Origin of the sequence: Priestia sp. HNGD-A6 (assembly GCF_045784335.1) — a bacterium.
In the GTDB taxonomy this organism is placed as follows: Bacteria; Bacillota; Bacilli; order Bacillales; family Bacillaceae_H; genus Priestia; species Priestia zanthoxyli.
In genome coordinates this window covers 1053531-1070577 of sequence record NZ_CP138621.1, presented here as the reverse complement: position 1 = coordinate 1070577, position 17047 = coordinate 1053531, and the positions used below count along the sequence as shown (strand labels likewise).

Genomic DNA, 17047 nt, shown 5'->3' with positions numbered 1-17047 from the left:
ATGAAAATACAATTATTTCAAATGGAGATTATTGAAGGAGAAGTTAAGCAAAACGAAAACCGTATTGTATCCTTATTTGCAGAAAAGCTGGATATAGATACGGAAATTGTTGTAATACCTGAAATGTGGAATACGGGTTATGATTTTAAAAATGTAGCAGAAAAAGCTGATATTGACTTACAGAGAGCTTTTCCTTTTATCCAAAGTTTAGCAACTAAACATCGAGTGAATATCATTGCAGGTTCAGTTTCGAATAAAAGGAATGGAAATATTTATAATACAGCCTTTGCAGTATCAAAAACGGGCGAACTGCTCTATCAAAAAGATAAGATACATCTTGTGCCGATGTTAGATGAACATCATTATTTAACAGGTGGAGATGAAGTACCGGAAATATTCAAAATTAACGGTATCAAAACTAGTCAAATTATATGTTACGACTTACGTTTTCCAGAAATTACACGCTATCCAGCGTCTCAAGGTGCAAAAATTATATTCTACGTTGCACAATGGACTACCAAAAATATAGATCATTGGAAAACACTATTGAAGGCAAGAGCTATAGAAAATGGTGTATACGTTATTGCATGTAACAGCGTGGGAAAAGTGAATCATAAAAATCATGTTGGCAACACCTACGCGGGACACTCAATGATCATTGACCCAAATGGAAACATTATAGAAGAGGGGAGAGACAAAGAAGAAATCATAACAGCAGAAATCCATATACAGAAAGTTACAGAACAACAAAAAAACATCCCAATATTTGAAGGCCTGAGACCCAATGTTTATAAGCGTGCGGAATAGAGATTTATATATTATTTATAGCGTAAAGGCCAGCACATGACTGTGTCTCATTGCTTTTCCATACTGAAAAGCACCCTTTTTAGAATACTAGTATCAGTATGGAAAAGTTATATGTTTCTTACGTCAGGACTGAAAACTCTACATCTTTTCTTGATAATATTTCCGATAGACGTTAGGAGTTATATTTTCATATTTTTTAAATGTCTTGATGTAATATCCAGGATCATTAAAACCTAATTCATCGCTAATCTGTGCAATAGACAAATCCGTTTCTTCTAATAATTGCTTGGACCACTCTATTTTTTTGAGCGAAATAAAAACAGAAAAATTCATACCCGTTTCCTTGGTAAATATACGGCTGAAATAACCTGTGCTAATGTGACATAAATCAGCCATCTTTTGCTGAGATATTTTTTCTCTTTTATGTTTATAAATGTAGTCAAAGGCTGGCTGTAATACTTTGTTTTTACAAACTAAGTGATCGTTAATAGACGTTTTTACATAAGCATTAGTAACTGTGTTGGCTAATTCCTTTTTTATATTTTGAATATTATCTAGAGAATAACCGTAAGAAATATCTTCAGTAGAAAGGTCTTCTTTTACTGGAGCCATCTTTTCATATACTTCTAAAATCAAATTTTTATTCATAGCTTCCTCTACAATGTAGTTACAAAGCCTATATAACATTTGAGCAGCTTCGTTAATTTCTGTATAGGATAGAGTAGGAATAGAATCATATAGACGCTGTATTTCTTCATTATTATTTAACTTCTGTTCAAATCCCTTTGATGGAACAGTAAGCATTTGTTCCAATTGAGGATGTTTGTCACCATCCTCAATTTTTACTTCTCCCGCCATGATAGCGCCTACATATTTATCATCAATTATAATGGGAATGGCAATATCGACAATATTCCAGTGGCATAAATAGATATAAGGAGCATTGGTTCTAACTGCCTCTAATCCTCCCCGCGCATCGCACTTTTCACAAAGTTTTGCCGTATCAGGATTTTTACGCATAGTCTCACAAAATGGACGTACACCACTGTGTTGAGAAATGGGCACTCCTTTATAGTTAACCGTAACAATCGCTAATTTTGTAACAAGCGCAAGTGAATCTTGAAGATTTCGCCATTTCTTTAAATCTAGTATTTTATCTAAATTCATGTAAGTAGTTTTCAATGATGTTTTATCTCCCTTGCTTCTACTTCCCGTGTGGTAGTTTGTATTACCTACTTGAGAATACCTTTATTTTATTCCTGAGTTTGTAAAATAAAAGAGTGTTCAGCGATAAAGGTAACCTCTTTTCAACGTGAACTTGGTAGTATTTTCACCTAAAATAATGTCATAATAATACCATATTAAATGAAGAGAGCAAAAAAATACGATAAAAAGTTGTAAAAACTCGTCATTTAAGACTAATGTAATCTTACACAAAAGATAGTAAAATTCCGATTGTAAGGGATTACAAAGTTAATTAGGAGGTTTTATTTATGAGAAAAGCATTTATTAGTCCTTCAAAATACATTCAAGGTGAAGATGAGATTTTAAATTTAGGTTATTTTGTGAAAACATTTGGTACCTCTGCACTTTTAATAGCACATCCTGAAGATATTAAACGTGTACAAGGCAAATTAGATGCAACAGCAGAAAAATATGGTATTACATTTTTTGAAGGCGGATTCAATGGCGAGTGCTCCAGACCAGAAATTTCTAGATTGCAGGAAATAGCAAAAGAAAACAACTGTGATTGTACAATTGGTTTAGGTGGCGGTAAGGCAATTGATACGGCAAAATGTGTAGCAGAGGGAGAAGGGTTAATTATCGTCCCAACAATTGCTGCTACGGATGCACCTACAAGTCATTCCGCAGTTATCTATACACCAGAGGGTGCTTTTGATGATTACGCATACTTTAAGCAAAGCCCAAGTGTTGTATTAATTGATACAACAGTCATTGCTAATGCACCTACTAGATTCTTAGTATCTGGTATGGGGGATGCGTTATCTACTTATTTCGAAGCAAGAGCAACAGCACGTTCTTTCTCTAATGTAAATGCTGGATTACCTTGTGGAGTGCGTGAGGACTTATGTGCACCAGCAAAAGGTACAAATGCAGCGCTAGTTTTAGCAGAACATTGCTACAACACTCTATTAGAGGACGGGGTTAAAGCAAAAGCAGCAAGCGATCATAATGTTGTTACTCCAGCCTTAGAAAACATTATTGAAGCCAATATCTTATTATCAGGATTAGGGTTTGAAAGTGGTGGATTAGCTGGAGCACATGCCATTCATGATGGGCTTACTCTTTTAGAAAGTGCGCACCACTACTTCCACGGTGAAAAAGTAGCTTTTGGTACATTAGCACAATTGGTATTGGAAAATGCGCCAACTGAGGAAATAGAAGAAGTGTTAGATTTCTGTTTAGCAGTAGGACTCCCAGTTTGTCTTGCTGATATTGGAGTAGAACAAATTACACAAGAAGAGTTAATGGAAGTAGCTAACAAAGCTTGTATTCCAGAGGAATCTATTTATTCTATGCCATTCCCTGTTACTCCAGAGTCAGTAGCTGCAGCTATCCTTGCAGCAGATCAAATTGGAAATGATTATAAGAAGAGGTTGATATAAGATGAAAAAAATTATTAATAAACCAGAAGATGTCGTACTTGAGATGTGTAAAGGGATGGTTCTAGCACATCCGGAACTGAGTTTAATTGAAAAATATAAAATCATTAAAAAAGAACAAATTAACAAAAATAAAGTAAGCATAATTAGCGGGGGCGGCAGTGGACATGAACCTGCTCATGCTGGGTATGTCGGGAAGGGTATGTTAGATGCAGCAGTTTGTGGTGATGTATTTGCCTCACCTTCTCAAATACAGATTTATCAAGCCATTAAAGAAACTGCTAGCGATAAGGGAACTTTACTCGTGATTAAGAACTACAGTGGTGACATGATGAATTTCAAGAATGCTGCTTATCTAGCTGAAGAAGATGGAATTCAAGTGGATTATGTAAAAGTAGATGATGATATCGCTGTACAGGACAGTTTATATACAGTTGGAAGACGTGGAGTGGCTGGTACTGTTCTTGTCCATAAAATAGCAGGTGCTGCAGCAGAACGCGGATATGATCTATCAAAAGTGAAAGAGGCAGCAGAAAGCGCTATTGCGAATGTTAAAAGCATTGGTATTGGATTAACTTCTTGTACAGTTCCCGCTAAAGGAACTCCTACTTTCGAGATTGCAGAAGATGAGATGGAATTTGGCGTTGGCATTCATGGAGAACCTGGTATCCGTCGTGAAAAAATTATTTCAGCAGACGAACTTGCAGAGCGCATGGTAACGGCATTATTAAAAGAAATAGGGATAGAAGATGGAAAAGGAGAAGTGGCTGTCCTAATTAATGGATTTGGAAGCACACCTCTTCAAGAACTGTATTTATTAAATCATTCTGTCATTCGTGAATTGTCACGTAGAAAAGTAACGATTGCAAGAACGTTTGTCGGAAACTATATGACAGCCATTGATATGGCCGGTGCTTCTATTTCGATTATGAAATTAGATGAAAACTTAAAGAGTCTCCTATCTGAAGAGTGCGATACTCCTGCGTTAAAAATCAAAGGTGAAGTACCAGCTGTCACTTATGATGAAATCATCGGTAGCGTAGAGGCCCCGAAAGTGTCTTATGAGGTGCAAACCAACAAAGAATATTCCGTAGTAACGGAAAATCGATTGACGTTGAATAATATTATTTTTATGGTAGACCAAATGAGTGAATGTATTATTAGAAATGAAATACCGTTTTGTGAATTAGATTCCCATGCTGGTGACGGAGACTTTGGTATGAGTGTTGCTAAAGGATTCAAACAATTGAAAGCTGAATGGCACGAAATTCTAGAAAATAAATCAAATGATATTGGAAACTTTCTAGAGGCATGTTCCATTGTTATCATGGAGCACTGTGGCGGGGCATCAGGGCCTATTTGGGGATCAGCATTTCGTGCGGCTGGAAAGAACACTGAATCTAAAACCGAACTGACTTTAACAGAATTTGCTGAAATGATCCAAGCGTCTGTAAAAGGCATTCAAGCAACAGGAGAACGTTCTTTTGGGCGTGGAGCTGTTGTAGGAGATAAAACTTTAATCGATGCTTTAGTACCTTATGCAGATACGTTAACATCAAGTGCTGCTGAGGATGAAAGCTTGAAACATGCTCTTGTCAAAGCAGCAGAAGCTGCTGTTGAAGGAGCAAAATCAACTGAACAGATTGTTGCACGTATGGGGCGTGCTGGTACGGTTGGAGAAAGAAGCCTTGGTTATCCGGACGCAGGTGCACATGGATTAGGTGTAATTTTTACTGAAGTAGCTCAAGTAATGCAAGAAAAACAGTAAAATTTGGTATTATCTCCTCTAAGTATAGTGTAAAGAAATTACTCTTTGAGAGTGAGGGTTACACTATATTTAGTGGGGATTTTTTTATGGGGCACAACAACAAGTTTTTGCAACCGAGTTTAATTTAGATGTAGTAAAAATGCACAATAACCAATAGTATTTCAAGGATAAAAAAGAAAAACATAAAGTGAACGAGCCCTTGATTATCAAGGGCTCGTTTTTAGCATGTCTCCCGGAATAATGTATACAAGAGAATGAATTGTTTTTTGTTCCTATAATAAGGATTATTTTATAGATTAAAGTTTCAATAACTATAAATATTAAAAGCATAAACCTACTTTTTACAAAAAAGATATTTCTTTGGCTGGTTTGTACAAAACTTTCTCCTTTACAACTAGATGCGTTTATTGTATGATTACACAATAGGAACATTTGTTCGATATTAAGGGTTTAGAGATAAATAAAGGAACAACAGAATAAACCAAGACAGTTAAACACAAAATTTTCTCGCACGGAGCAAAAACATTTGAGCCAATCCTTATTATTTATCCATATACATTGTCGTTTACTGTAAACGTACTAACAATCGGAGGTTTTAAATTATGAATGATAAACAAGCAGCACTAGATATGGCTCTAAAACAAATTGAAAAACAATTCGGTACAGGATCAATTATTAAGATGGGAGAAGGCACACATACAAAAGTTGAGGCATCTAGCTCAGGCTCATTAGCTTTAGATATCGCTCTTGGAATTAATGGTTATCCAAAAGGAAGAATCATGGAAGTGTACGGACCCGAAAGCTCAGGTAAAACAACAGTTTCCTTACATGCGATTGCAGAAGTACAAAAAAATGGAGGTCGAGCTGCCTTTATTGATGCTGAACACGCACTTGATCCAGTTTACGCAAGAAAACTAGGTGTAGATATTGATGAGTTACTGTTATCTCAACCAGATACTGGTGAGCAGGCACTTGAAATTGCTGAAGCATTAGTTAGAAGTGGTGCTGTAGATATTATTGTTGTTGACTCAGTAGCAGCATTAGTTCCGCAAAAAGAAATTGAAGGGGAAATGGGAGATTCTCATGTAGGTCTACAAGCTCGCTTGATGTCTCAAGCCCTTCGTAAACTATCTGGAGCAATTAATAAGTCTAAAACCATTGCTATCTTCATCAATCAAATCAGGGAGAAAGTAGGCGTTATGTTTGGAAATCCGGAAACAACGCCAGGTGGAAGAGCACTAAAATTCTATTCTTCCGTTCGTCTTGAGGTTCGCCGCGCTGAACAACTTAAACTGGGAAATGACATAGTTGGTAACAAAACAAGAATTAAAGTAGTCAAAAATAAGATGGCACCTCCTTTCCGCATTGCTGAAGTAGATATTATGTATGGAGAAGGTATCTCAAGAGAAGGAGAAATCTTAGATATTGGTTCTGAAGTAGATATTGTTCAAAAGTCTGGATCTTGGTTTTCTTATAATGGGGAACGTTTAGGGCAGGGACGAGAAAACGCTAAGGTTTTCTTAAAAGAAAACCCTGAAATCAGAGAAGAAATTAGAAAAAACATTATTGATTTTAAATATGGTAATACTGACAACGAAAATGATATTGATAACGATAGCGATAGTGAAAACGAAAGCTAATAAAAGCTTAAAATGCCTTTCCCGGCAGCTTCAAGCCCATCCATTTCACTGATTTCACTTCATTATTTTGGTCATTTTATGCGATTTATAGTAGGCAGCAGGGAGCTGATATTTTCTTAATTCAAAAGGAGCTTGGCCACAGTAATCGTAAAATAACGGAACGTTATCTAGCAAAGGTTTTGCAGAGAAAACAAAAAATTGGGCTACTGTGGAAGGAACAAGATTTCTAATTGAGATACTGTTGTCTAAAGCGCTATACTAGACTTTTTATTGCAATCTTTTTAAACAGAAAAATTCTTATAGCAAACAAACAGAACCCTATTTAATTAAATAGGGTTCTGTTTAATTAGATCAAGGTCTATGGAAGTTGACCGTTTTCTCATCGTCCCCCGTGCGTTCAAACCAACCTCTAAAGGCCCAGTTATCATAACCTCCATCACCTTCATTAATAAACGTTCCTTCTTCAAATATCCAGACCCCAAACGTGATACCATCATAATCTACGGTATCAAAATATTGTACACCTTGTAACTGGTCGGAATTATAACCTTGACTTAAATTCATTACTATCACATTATACTGCTGACCCGATTCAAAGAAAGCTTTTTCCATCGCTCCCTTAACAAAACCACTTCGATTGTCGGCAGTTTTAGCCGCATCTGCAATGGCTTGTCCTATGGCTACTGGATCAATCGCTACGTCTCCTCCAACTTCTGCAGCTTCTGCGGAGCCAGCAGAACCTCCTAAATTCGGTAGAGCTAATGGCGTCGCTAACATAGCTAAACCTACAGCAGAAGCTACAACAGCTTGTTTCGCTCTTCTCATTTGATCTCCTCCTATTTTAGTTGATTCTTAGAACAAATACCCTTTTTATGAATATTAAAACAAAAATTCCATAATTAAGTATATATAGGGGGCAAAAAAGTAAAATAAAGGTTTGAAAAAACCTGAAAATAATCTCGATCTATTGAAGATTCAGATAGGTTAAATGTACATTTCAGTAAAGACTTTTATAAAACGTCACTTACTTATTTGTTACTGAGTTGCTCTGCCAAACCGATTAAAAGTCCTTCTATTCCACGAATGTAGCAGAGACGATACGAGTCTTCGTACTGAACCACTTCGCCAACGAGCTGAGCGCCATATCTAGTAAGTCTGGAGACCATTTCGTCAATGTCTTCAACAGTGAACATGACGCGTAGATAGCCGAGAGCGTTTACAGGAGCATTCCGGTGATCTGATATAGTAGGTGGGCTGAGAAATTGCGAAAGTTCAATCCGACTGTGACCATCCGGGATAACCATCATCGCAATCTCTACACGCTGAGAACCCAATCCCGTTACGCGGCCACCCCATTGACCTTCGACGGTGGCCCGCCCTTCGAGACTCAAGCCAATCTCCTTAAAGAAAGAAATTGCGTCATCAAGGGATTCTACAACGATGCTGACATTGTCCATTCTTAGTAGGTTGTTTTTTTCCATAGTTTTATCTCCTTATGTGTAAAATTTTATTATCTGTCCATTTTCATAATCATTCTATTTAAAAGTTACAAATTCCTTTCAAACAAAACATTCCTATCCTGTCACTAGGCCATATTTGTTGTATACTTTATATTTTTTGTAGAAAAATGATCTATTTGTCATTAATACACGAAGTACTTTATCATTTACTTAACTAATTAATGAAAAAATGGGTGTAATAATAATTCTAAAGAGTGTATAGTAAAGAATAATTTTTCATTATATGTCTGAGAGGTGGGATTGTTATGGAAAAGCTAGAATATGAATGGGTAAAACAAGCACGACAAACTTTATTAGAGCAGTGTAGAGAATTGAGTGAAGGTGACTTGACGAAAGAGTTTGCATTTGGTTTTCAAAATATTAGAGATTCTCTAGTTCATGTGGCAGGTTGCTACCATGCTTGGTTAGGTTCTTTTGTGCTTTCAGAAACATCATCACCACTATTCACAAAAGAAGTAATTAATACTATGAAAATAGACGATATTCAGCATTATTTTCAACAGGCTGATAGATATGTAGAAAAAGTATTGGAGCAATTCACAGATAGATTTGATGAGTCTATCGAAAAAGAACTTGCTTGGAGAGCAAACAGTGGTTTTGTAAGAAAGACACCTCGTCAATTGCTTACCCATTCAATTACTCACGAATCACATCATAAAGGACAAATTGTAGTTATGTTACGTCTATTAGGGCATACACCTAAAAATACGGACATATTGGGATTACCTGAAAAAGAACCTTTCAAATAATAAATTAAGAAATCATTTCACGAAGAGCATATTTGCAGTCCTGGCTTATATTTGGATGTTCCAAGAGGCCGTGATCGGGCTTCCTGAAATTGTGCAAAACATCTCGCGTGTGCTGGATATTGGTGAACGTGTTGCTGAAGGCGTTCACAGCTAGAATCACAAAAATTTAACCAACCATCGTTGTTACGCTATCCACTAAATTATTGTTGTTGTCTTTTCAGAGAAATAAATCCATAAATATAAGTTGGAGGGTTTTAATGAAAAAAAATATTTCTTCTAATGGGCTCTGAGGAAAAGGTATCTTCTTATTTCATCTAGATAACGGAATGAGCGTTAAATTCAGTGGTATTTAGTAATATCAAGTTGGGAAAATTTGTAGAAAAAAACTATTTTGTCGTCACTAAGTGTAAATAGTAAAAAATAAATAATAAATAAAATACTTTATCAATTACTTAACTAAAAAAACTTAAGTAAGGTTGCTTTTTAAAAACAGAGTCATCACAATGTTTATTTTTAAAGTTATATGTATATGAATCTACAAATCTGGCCAGACTAATAACGTATTCCCAACAGAACAACCTCCTGTACAGGAGGTTGTTCTGTTTTATAAATTATATACTTAGTTACCATCAACCAGCTTATTGGAACAAAAAGGGCATCTATCTATATAGTCGCCCTTTTTTATTTTACTGGCTTGCTTATTTTATTAAAAGAACCACATAACTTATAACTGTTCCAAACATATTAAATAGAACATCGCCTATATCTAAGCTACGTCCCATGAAATATTGAATAAATTTAATTAAACATGTAACAGATAAATCTAAGATTGTTACTTTTTTTACTTAACGAAACTTTCTTGATAGGGGTTTATTTTTATAGAATCCTTCAAAAAGGTTGCTATAGACCCACTTGAACTTGCTTTGTTAGGATAAAAGAGAGAAAACATTATGGAGTCCCGTAGTAGATATCTCCATTCTCGCAAATTCCATCTTGGGAGTAGACGCTGCTCATAATATAACAGCTAAAGTAGAGAATACATTAGCATAAGAACACAGTATAGAGGGTGCTAACTTATATGTGGAAACAAGCCAAATAGTAAACATGCCAATTAAAACGAATACATAAAGGGAAGGAATTAATCATATGGAATTAGGATATAAGAAAAACATACAGCTTAAAGATAGAGATTTAAAGTATAAAATAAAAGATAGTGAGGAAACAATTGAATTGATTGTTTTTATTGCACTTTTAAGTGTGATTTTTATTATTAATACTTTCTTTAAATTCTTCTAGTCTTTTTTACATGTGATTGTATGAAAAGATATAGTATGTATGTCTGGACGTGCATATTATAGTAAAAAGCCACCTTTACTTCAAATAATAGATGGCTTTTTATTTTATTAACGATAATAATTTCTTTAACACTCTGCAATAGATTTGAATATTTTGTTCGTGAAAATATATCTTTTTAAAAACACAAAAACTCATTCATAATGTAAGAAAGAGCTGGGAAATAATAATTCGTAAAAATGAGTCATGATTTTTTTGTCTGTTGACCTATACATTTAGTTTATTATCGACAGCAATATTCTTCAGGGTTTACACATATAAAAACACCAAATTGTATTAGTAATGACCTTCACGTTTGGTGGTAGAGCAAATAGCTGAATCATCATGAGGGTGCTCTTCGTTTTCTAACTGGATAGTCGCATGCTCAATTTCTTGATGTTGAAGTTTGGATTCAATTTCTCTTAATATGACCTGACTTTCCAGGAAACTTATTTGATTATTTAACACCACATGACAGGATAATGCATTTTTCCCACTAGTTATACTCCAAACATGTAAATCGTGGACATTTAGTACACCTTTAACTGCATGAATTGTTTCCATTACTTTTTCTAAAGAGATTCCTTTCGGTGTACCTTCCATTAAAATTCCTATTGTCTGCTTTACAATTTTCCATGCGCCCAAAGCAATTAATAATGCAATAAGAACACTTAGGATTGGATCTACGATATTCCAGCCAGTGAATAGGATAATAAGTCCTCCGATAATAACTCCTGCCGAAGCCATTGCGTCCCCAATCATATGAAGTACGGCGCTTTTCACATTGATGTTGTCTTCCTTCCTTAAGCCAAGACCTAAGTAAAGGTTCATGGCTAAACCAACAGATGCACTAATGAACATCCATGTACTTCCCACTGGTTGAGGATCCTTAAAGCGATCAATCGCTTCGTATAGTATGACAACAGCAATAACAATTAACGTCATGGCATTAATAAAAGCAGCTAGTATCCCTGAACGGTGATACCCGTAAGTGAAATTTTCCGAAGCTGGCTTTTGGGCTTGGTGCATAGCAAACCACGATAGCCCTATGGCTGCAATATCTGTAAGTACATGTCCAGCATCAGAAAGTAGGGCTAAGCTGTGTGAAATGAATCCTCCAATTAATTCGACTACCAGGATAATTAAAGTAAGAAAAAATGCTAATTTCATTTTCCCAATCGGAGCATGGGAGTGAAATACATCTCCGTGGTCGTGATTGTGGTTGTTTCCCATAAAAATCTCTCCTTGCTGCAAAAACATGATCATTGTTTGAAAAAACGTTATTTCTCTTGTTCTGGATTTCACTAAAAGTAGTTTATTCAAAAAACTCAATGGGTGGATCTTTAAATCCCCGAAAGCCTTATATACTAAAGATTCCTTTTAAGACAGTAGATACAGAATGTTAATTCTTTTATGATGGGATGGTGCTTTTAAGTTCTGGGAAACCCTAACAGAAGCTTCATCATTTAAAGATTTAATTTGACCATTTGTTTTAGTATTTTCAACTTCATCAAAAATCATTTATGTCACTCAAAAGCTGTTTCCAAATCAATCTCATACTTCTTTTTAACAAATCAGAAAAAAATCGGATCACGACTTTTGAATTTCTTATGTAATATGATTAATCTTATAAGAATAAAAAAAGAGACCTTATAAATTAAGATCTCTAAAATTTTCTATATAAGTTTAATGACTATGAAATAGTGAAAGGGAATAGTGATAAATATAAATAATTAGTACTCCTAGCGATATTAATAGCCATACATGTAGGTTTCTGAAGTGACTAATGGCCTTTCCTATTATTTCATGAAAAATAACAAAAGATAGGGTGCCAATTGCTCCTCCGGTAGATAAGGCTTGTATTTTAAGCGAGGAAGCTTGTACATTTTCTCCAAGTAATAGACTCCCACCCAAAGATAGTGATAGAAGGACTATAATGAATAAAAAGAAGACGTTAGGTATTTTTGCTATGGAGAGCACCGTCATCAGGGCCATACCCTCTGGAATTTGGTGTAAGAGGGTAGCTACGAATACGGAAGTTGACTGATGTAGATCTGTTATCCCAAAGGTAATTCCTGTAATAATATTATGAAAAAAGATTGCAGCCGTTAATAAAATAAGTGACTGAAAAGGTGAAATTGCACTATTTGTTTTATGCAAAAAGAGGTCAATGCATAGCATAACGATATATCCTGCTACGATGCCTAATAGAACGCCTTTTAAATCATACAGATGCGATGTGGAAGGAAGGATATCAAAAAATAACAACCCTAATAAGATTCCTCCACATATCGCATACATAAACTGAATTCTACCTCGTGACAGGTGACTAACTAATTTAAGAAGTCCTCCACCTACTAATAAACCCATTAAAGAACCTAAAGTAAATAAGGTATTTATTTCTATATGCATAATTGCTACTTCCTTTCGGCTATATGTTTTTTTTCAACTAACCTATTCAAAGGAAGGGCAATCATACCTATGTTTTATAAATGGTTAAAAAAATAAAATTACATGATATTAACTTGGGAGTGATTTTTAGGTGAATCACTAATAAAAACGGACATACTAACGTTATCTAAAGAAGAGGTGTTACTATGGAATCTCCTTTTGAAATGATAACCAACGTGGACAAGGTCGAAAATGCTTATTATATCGAAGTGAAGCCAGGTGAGTACAATGCAAAGTATTGGAATAAAGAATCGGTCTATTTTGCTGATGAAGCTTTTGCTTATTTCTACACCACGATTTGCAAGTATGTGCCACAGTATCAACCTACCCAAGTGACAGAAATCAAAGCAGAAACATGGCTGAGAATCAGTAATCAGCTGCAAGAACTCGCGTATTTTTTGAGCACCAACCCGCCTATGATTAAACTAAAGAAATGGATTGATTTTAGCAAAGTGGAGGAAACGTACAAACAGTTTGATCATCACAAAAACCAGTACATTCGTGAGTTAATTAACATGATTAACGAATTTACAGTGTGGATAACAAAGGTATGTCAAACACACTCGTATATCACCATTTTGGGCACTTAATGGGAATTGACATTGCTTATTGTAATCTATAAGCTATGCAGAAAGTGAAAGAATTTCTCAAAACGAATATGGCATATTGGATGGAAACCTGAAAAAGAAAACGCGTTAGGTTTCTAGGGACTGGATAATGTCAAATTAATTGGAACTTTTTTATCGACAGCAAGGCACTTTATAATATCTTCAAGCGGTGTATAGTGAAAATTTCACTATATGTCTCAGAGTTGAGATTCTAATGAAACAGTTAGAATCTGAAATGCTGATTATGTTAACTGGGTTTGTATATGTGGTATACATAAGCGCTTAACTTGTTTAATCCCAGACTTTAGGACGATCAACTCCCATTGTTCTTAAATACTGTAAGAGTTGTCCTGCGTGTACGGACTCATGATAACCTATACGCAATAACATATCACCTAAAGAACGAATATAGCCTACATCTGAACGATCTATTTGAATATATGTTAAATCCTCATCTGAAAAGGTACTTATCATCTCTAGAAATTGTTGATGGTATATGTCTGCAAATTCCAATTCACTTTTTACACAAATCAATGGTTTTTTTTCAAAAGGAGAGTCAAATTCTTTTAAGCTACCCCTATTTTTAATAGCTAGATGATAATAATATTCTGACTCTAAGACATGTCGAACCATCTCTATGCATGTCATGGCTTCTTTATCTGGCTTCCAATCCAATTCAGTTTGAGGAATTGCTTCCCATATCTTTATGCTTCTTCTTCTAATCTCTTTTATGTTTAATAATATGATTTCGGTTGTGCTCATGCTTTCTTCCCCCTTTTTATCTTCTTAGATAATTTTACCAAATCAAAAAGAGAAACATCTAATTATTTCAAATGTTTATGGTTCTTATAATAGGTTTTATGTTAATTAACTCGGCATATTGTATTCATTAATTTATCTTCTCTTATAGTGTGTTAAAATGTAATTATAAGGAAAAAGGGGATGTTTATATGTTTACAGTGGGAATTGACGTTAAGAAAACAGAAAAAGAATTAATCATAAAATGGCAACTTGCTAAATTTAATATTGCACTAGAAGATATTATTGAGATTACGGAAGACGATACGTATGGAGGTAAAGCAGTTGATGCAATCCGCATAGGTCCTCCATATGGAACAACTGATCGAATTTTTATTAAAACTAAGAAGCAAAATTACATACTTTTCACTACAAACAGGGCGACAATCATAAACAGAATAAACTCATAATCGATAGTTTTTATGTATACATAATGGCCATATCTAACCACAGATGTGGCTATTAATATTTAGCTTCACTACCAATAAAGTCCATTATATTAATTACAAATCAAATATCTTATGTATTTTTATTTACTTTTAAATACTTTGTAAAGTAAGCAGCGAGTAATAGTAACATCATATTAACAACCCAACTTATTGTACCGTTATAATTTAGCCACATCGATAAAAAACAATTAATGGATATGATATAAAAACATAAACTGGAGAGAATTTCTTTAGGTTGAAAACCTACTTTTTTATTCTAGCTCTTAAAATGAAAAAGTAGAGCACAGTTGTTAGTACTAAAAGCGGTATTACTACATGTAACAAATAAAATACACTCCTATTTCTTTATTAATCCTTTAAAGGGTCATTTTACCATATAGTTGAATCTGCGCCAATAACGTGGTTTATAAAAACTAGAGGTATAAAAAAATTAAATAGAACTTAAAAACAAAAGAACCTACCTTTTGGGAGAGGGGGGAACTTCTTTTGCTCATTAAATAGGAACCCTAGACAGTTGTCTCAGTGTTAACACCTGTCTTCTGTTAATATTCAATACAAAAATGGTTACAGTATTAATTGTTTACAATTGGAAAATAAAACATAATTTATTCTAATTACTAAAAATCACAATGTTATAATAAAATGGGTTTGAAAATATTTAACAACTAAGAGGGGATAAACATGATATTTCTTACTCTGTTTTTACTATTAATTATTGTAGGGTATCCAGTATGGGACTATTTTTATTTAAAGAAAATAAAAAGCAATCAACTAAACAAATGGAGAATGTACGGGGAAATTGTTATTACTCAATGGATATTGGTCATCATATTTCTAGTCTATTGGTTTTTGACTAAACACACGTTTAACAACTTATTTTCTATTAAAAAACCTTTATTTTCTTTAGATAAAGATTTTTTACTGTCTGCGGGAGTGGGGGCAGGAATTAGTATTATAATGATTGTTTTTATGATTTCCTTTTCCAAAAATGCTAGAGAGAAAATTTCCGAAGGATTAAGTGATGAGAGTATTCAATTTCTGTTGCCATCAAACTTCAAGGAAAGGCTGTTTTTTCTTTTGGTAGCAGTTACAGCAGGAGTTTGCGAAGAGATTATTTTTCGTGGCGCAATGTTTCATTATTTCGACCACCTCCCTTTTCATTTATCTACCGTTGCAATTGGAATTATTTCAAGTCTGTTATTTGGAATTGTTCACCTATACCAAGGCTGGAAAGGGGTACTATTCACTTCCTATTTAGGTGGCATTATGTTTTTTCTTCTTGTGGGGACAGGCTCTTTGTGGGTTCCTATCGCACTACATTTCATTATTGATTCGAAGTTTGTCTTTTTGCCTAATAAAAAGAGACCTTCAAGTGTAATTAAAGAAAATTAAATCACTATTATCAAGAGATACTTGAATAAATTATTATTCAGGTGTTTTTTTTATTACTATTCATTTCTACCTTTAAATTGAGTATTGAAGTTTCATAAAATTTCCTTTTTAATGTGTTCTGAGAACAGAATTTATAAAGAGAGCTTTTTATATCGTATATAAAGAATTCACTTAGAAAAATGTTAAAATAAAATCAAAAACCACGGAGAAAAATATATGAACCATGATATTCTACACTCATTTTTAGAAAAACATTTTGAAAGACTAATATTAGGCCCTTCTCTATTTTATTCATGGAAAAATAGCATTCGTTTTGAAATATCGGATCCTTTGATACCTTATTATAAGAAGGAACATTTAGAGCAAGCATTTTATCGTTCAATCCGATTATTTGAAGCAGTATTTGAGGAAGAAGATGAGATTCTTCTTGTTACGGATGTACACTCCATAAAAAAAGATATCTTCCTCCAAAAAAGACCTTTAAACGTATATTTAAAATACATAAAAAATAAGGAAAAGCTATATCAATTAAGTCATCATCCTTTACCTAGTGTATTTGATGAGGCAGATGATCAATCTGTCACTCATCGATTTGCACTTTCTTGTAAGAAACCAGAACTAAAATATGTACAACTCTTAAAAGCTATTTGTTATGAAGACTTTGATCATCCATCTAGCATACTTAAAAACAACCCACAAAGTGGTTATGATATTTATTTTGTTAATCTTTCTAAAGAAATCATTTTTCATTTGTATGATGATCGAGGTTGTGATTTATTAGCCTCTAATAAAGAATCTATAAAGTTTCTTTATGAAGAATATAATTATTGGATTTTAGATTATGACCGGGAAGAAATAGATCTTTTATTTAAATAAAAACATTATTAAATGCAGAGTCACTGAACGAAA

General features: G+C 34.2%; 17 protein-coding genes. 10 read left to right on the top strand and 7 right to left on the bottom strand.

Going from position 1 to position 17047, the window contains the following annotated elements; translation table 11 throughout:
- The gene (locus tag SCI76_RS05450) at positions 1-807 is read left to right on the top strand and encodes a carbon-nitrogen family hydrolase (protein WP_328180002.1); all 807 of its coding nucleotides are present in this window, start codon (positions 1-3) and stop codon (positions 805-807) included.
- 138 nt (positions 808-945) lie between these two features.
- Here the strand turns inward: SCI76_RS05450 and SCI76_RS05445 are convergent, their stop codons facing one another.
- The gene (locus SCI76_RS05445) at positions 946-1989 is read right to left on the bottom strand and encodes a PocR ligand-binding domain-containing protein (RefSeq protein ID WP_328180003.1); all 1044 of its coding nucleotides are present in this window, start codon (positions 1987-1989) and stop codon (positions 946-948) included.
- 311 nt (positions 1990-2300) lie between these two features.
- Between SCI76_RS05445 and SCI76_RS05440 the strand changes: the two genes are divergently transcribed.
- The 3 genes from SCI76_RS05440 to recA all read left to right on the top strand — a co-directional run bounded on the left by SCI76_RS05440 (position 2301) and on the right by recA (position 6839).
- Complete coding sequence (locus SCI76_RS05440; RefSeq protein ID WP_048018682.1) at positions 2301-3434, top strand: glycerol dehydrogenase; 1134 nt, start codon at positions 2301-2303, stop codon at positions 3432-3434.
- Between the two features lies 1 nt (position 3435).
- Positions 3436-5199 (top strand): dihydroxyacetone kinase subunit DhaK, encoded by a 1764-nt coding sequence (gene dhaK / locus SCI76_RS05435; RefSeq protein WP_275211324.1) that lies wholly within the window; start codon positions 3436-3438, stop codon positions 5197-5199.
- Positions 5200-5801: 602 nt separating this feature from the next.
- Positions 5802-6839, top strand: coding sequence for a recombinase RecA (gene recA, locus SCI76_RS05430; RefSeq protein WP_221833580.1), 1038 nt, complete (start codon positions 5802-5804; stop codon positions 6837-6839).
- Positions 6840-7190: 351 nt separating this feature from the next.
- Here recA and SCI76_RS05425 read toward each other — a convergent pair whose 3' ends face one another.
- Positions 7191-7664 carry a hypothetical protein gene (locus tag SCI76_RS05425; protein WP_028413794.1) on the bottom strand — a complete coding sequence of 158 codons (474 nt, stop codon included), beginning with the start codon at positions 7662-7664 and terminating at the stop codon, positions 7191-7193.
- A gap of 203 nt (positions 7665-7867) precedes the next feature.
- Positions 7868-8320, bottom strand: coding sequence for a VOC family protein (locus tag SCI76_RS05420; RefSeq protein ID WP_407545084.1), 453 nt, complete (start codon positions 8318-8320; stop codon positions 7868-7870).
- Positions 8321-8604: 284 nt separating this feature from the next.
- Here SCI76_RS05420 and SCI76_RS05415 point away from each other — a divergent pair, with 284 nt between their 5' ends.
- Complete coding sequence (locus tag SCI76_RS05415; RefSeq protein WP_063247021.1) at positions 8605-9108, top strand: DinB family protein; 504 nt, start codon at positions 8605-8607, stop codon at positions 9106-9108.
- A 698-nt stretch (positions 9109-9806) separates the two neighbouring features.
- Here SCI76_RS05415 and SCI76_RS05410 read toward each other — a convergent pair.
- Positions 9807-9938: a VanZ family protein gene (locus SCI76_RS05410; RefSeq protein WP_168761368.1), complete on the bottom strand. Its 132-nt coding sequence runs from the start codon at positions 9936-9938 to the stop codon at positions 9807-9809.
- 316 nt (positions 9939-10254) lie between these two features.
- Here SCI76_RS05410 and SCI76_RS05405 point away from each other — a divergent pair, with 316 nt between their 5' ends.
- Positions 10255-10404: a hypothetical protein gene (locus SCI76_RS05405; RefSeq protein WP_155404197.1), complete on the top strand. Its 150-nt coding sequence runs from the start codon at positions 10255-10257 to the stop codon at positions 10402-10404.
- 333 nt (positions 10405-10737) lie between these two features.
- Here the strand turns inward: SCI76_RS05405 and SCI76_RS05400 are convergent, their stop codons facing one another.
- Together SCI76_RS05400 and SCI76_RS05395 are read right to left on the bottom strand one after the other, a co-directional pair.
- Positions 10738-11673 (bottom strand): cation diffusion facilitator family transporter, encoded by a 936-nt coding sequence (locus tag SCI76_RS05400; protein WP_221833577.1) that lies wholly within the window; start codon positions 11671-11673, stop codon positions 10738-10740.
- 453 nt (positions 11674-12126) lie between these two features.
- Positions 12127-12852: a hypothetical protein gene (locus SCI76_RS05395; protein WP_168760631.1), complete on the bottom strand. Its 726-nt coding sequence runs from the start codon at positions 12850-12852 to the stop codon at positions 12127-12129.
- Positions 12853-13037: 185 nt separating this feature from the next.
- Between SCI76_RS05395 and SCI76_RS05390 the strand changes: the two genes are divergently transcribed.
- Positions 13038-13481 carry a hypothetical protein gene (locus tag SCI76_RS05390; protein WP_063247023.1) on the top strand — a complete coding sequence of 148 codons (444 nt, stop codon included), beginning with the start codon at positions 13038-13040 and terminating at the stop codon, positions 13479-13481.
- 309 nt (positions 13482-13790) lie between these two features.
- On the opposite strand, the gene SCI76_RS05385 is transcribed toward SCI76_RS05390, so the two are convergent.
- Positions 13791-14261 carry a DinB family protein gene (locus SCI76_RS05385; RefSeq protein ID WP_063247024.1) on the bottom strand — a complete coding sequence of 157 codons (471 nt, stop codon included), beginning with the start codon at positions 14259-14261 and terminating at the stop codon, positions 13791-13793.
- 188 nt (positions 14262-14449) lie between these two features.
- On the opposite strand from SCI76_RS05385, the gene SCI76_RS05380 reads away from it, so the two are divergent.
- The 3 genes from SCI76_RS05380 (at position 14450) to SCI76_RS05370 (ending at position 17014) form a co-directional block, all read left to right on the top strand.
- A complete protein-coding gene (locus tag SCI76_RS05380; protein WP_063247025.1) occupies positions 14450-14707 on the top strand; it encodes a hypothetical protein in 258 nt (85 codons plus the stop codon).
- Positions 14708-15427: 720 nt separating this feature from the next.
- Positions 15428-16138, top strand: a complete 711-nt coding sequence (locus tag SCI76_RS05375) for a type II CAAX endopeptidase family protein (protein WP_221833575.1) — start codon at positions 15428-15430, stop codon at positions 16136-16138.
- A 216-nt stretch (positions 16139-16354) separates the two neighbouring features.
- On the top strand, positions 16355-17014 hold the full coding sequence (locus tag SCI76_RS05370; RefSeq protein WP_221833573.1) for a DUF3885 domain-containing protein: 660 nt from the start codon (positions 16355-16357) through the stop codon (positions 17012-17014).
- The last annotated feature ends 33 nt before the right edge of the window (positions 17015-17047 follow it).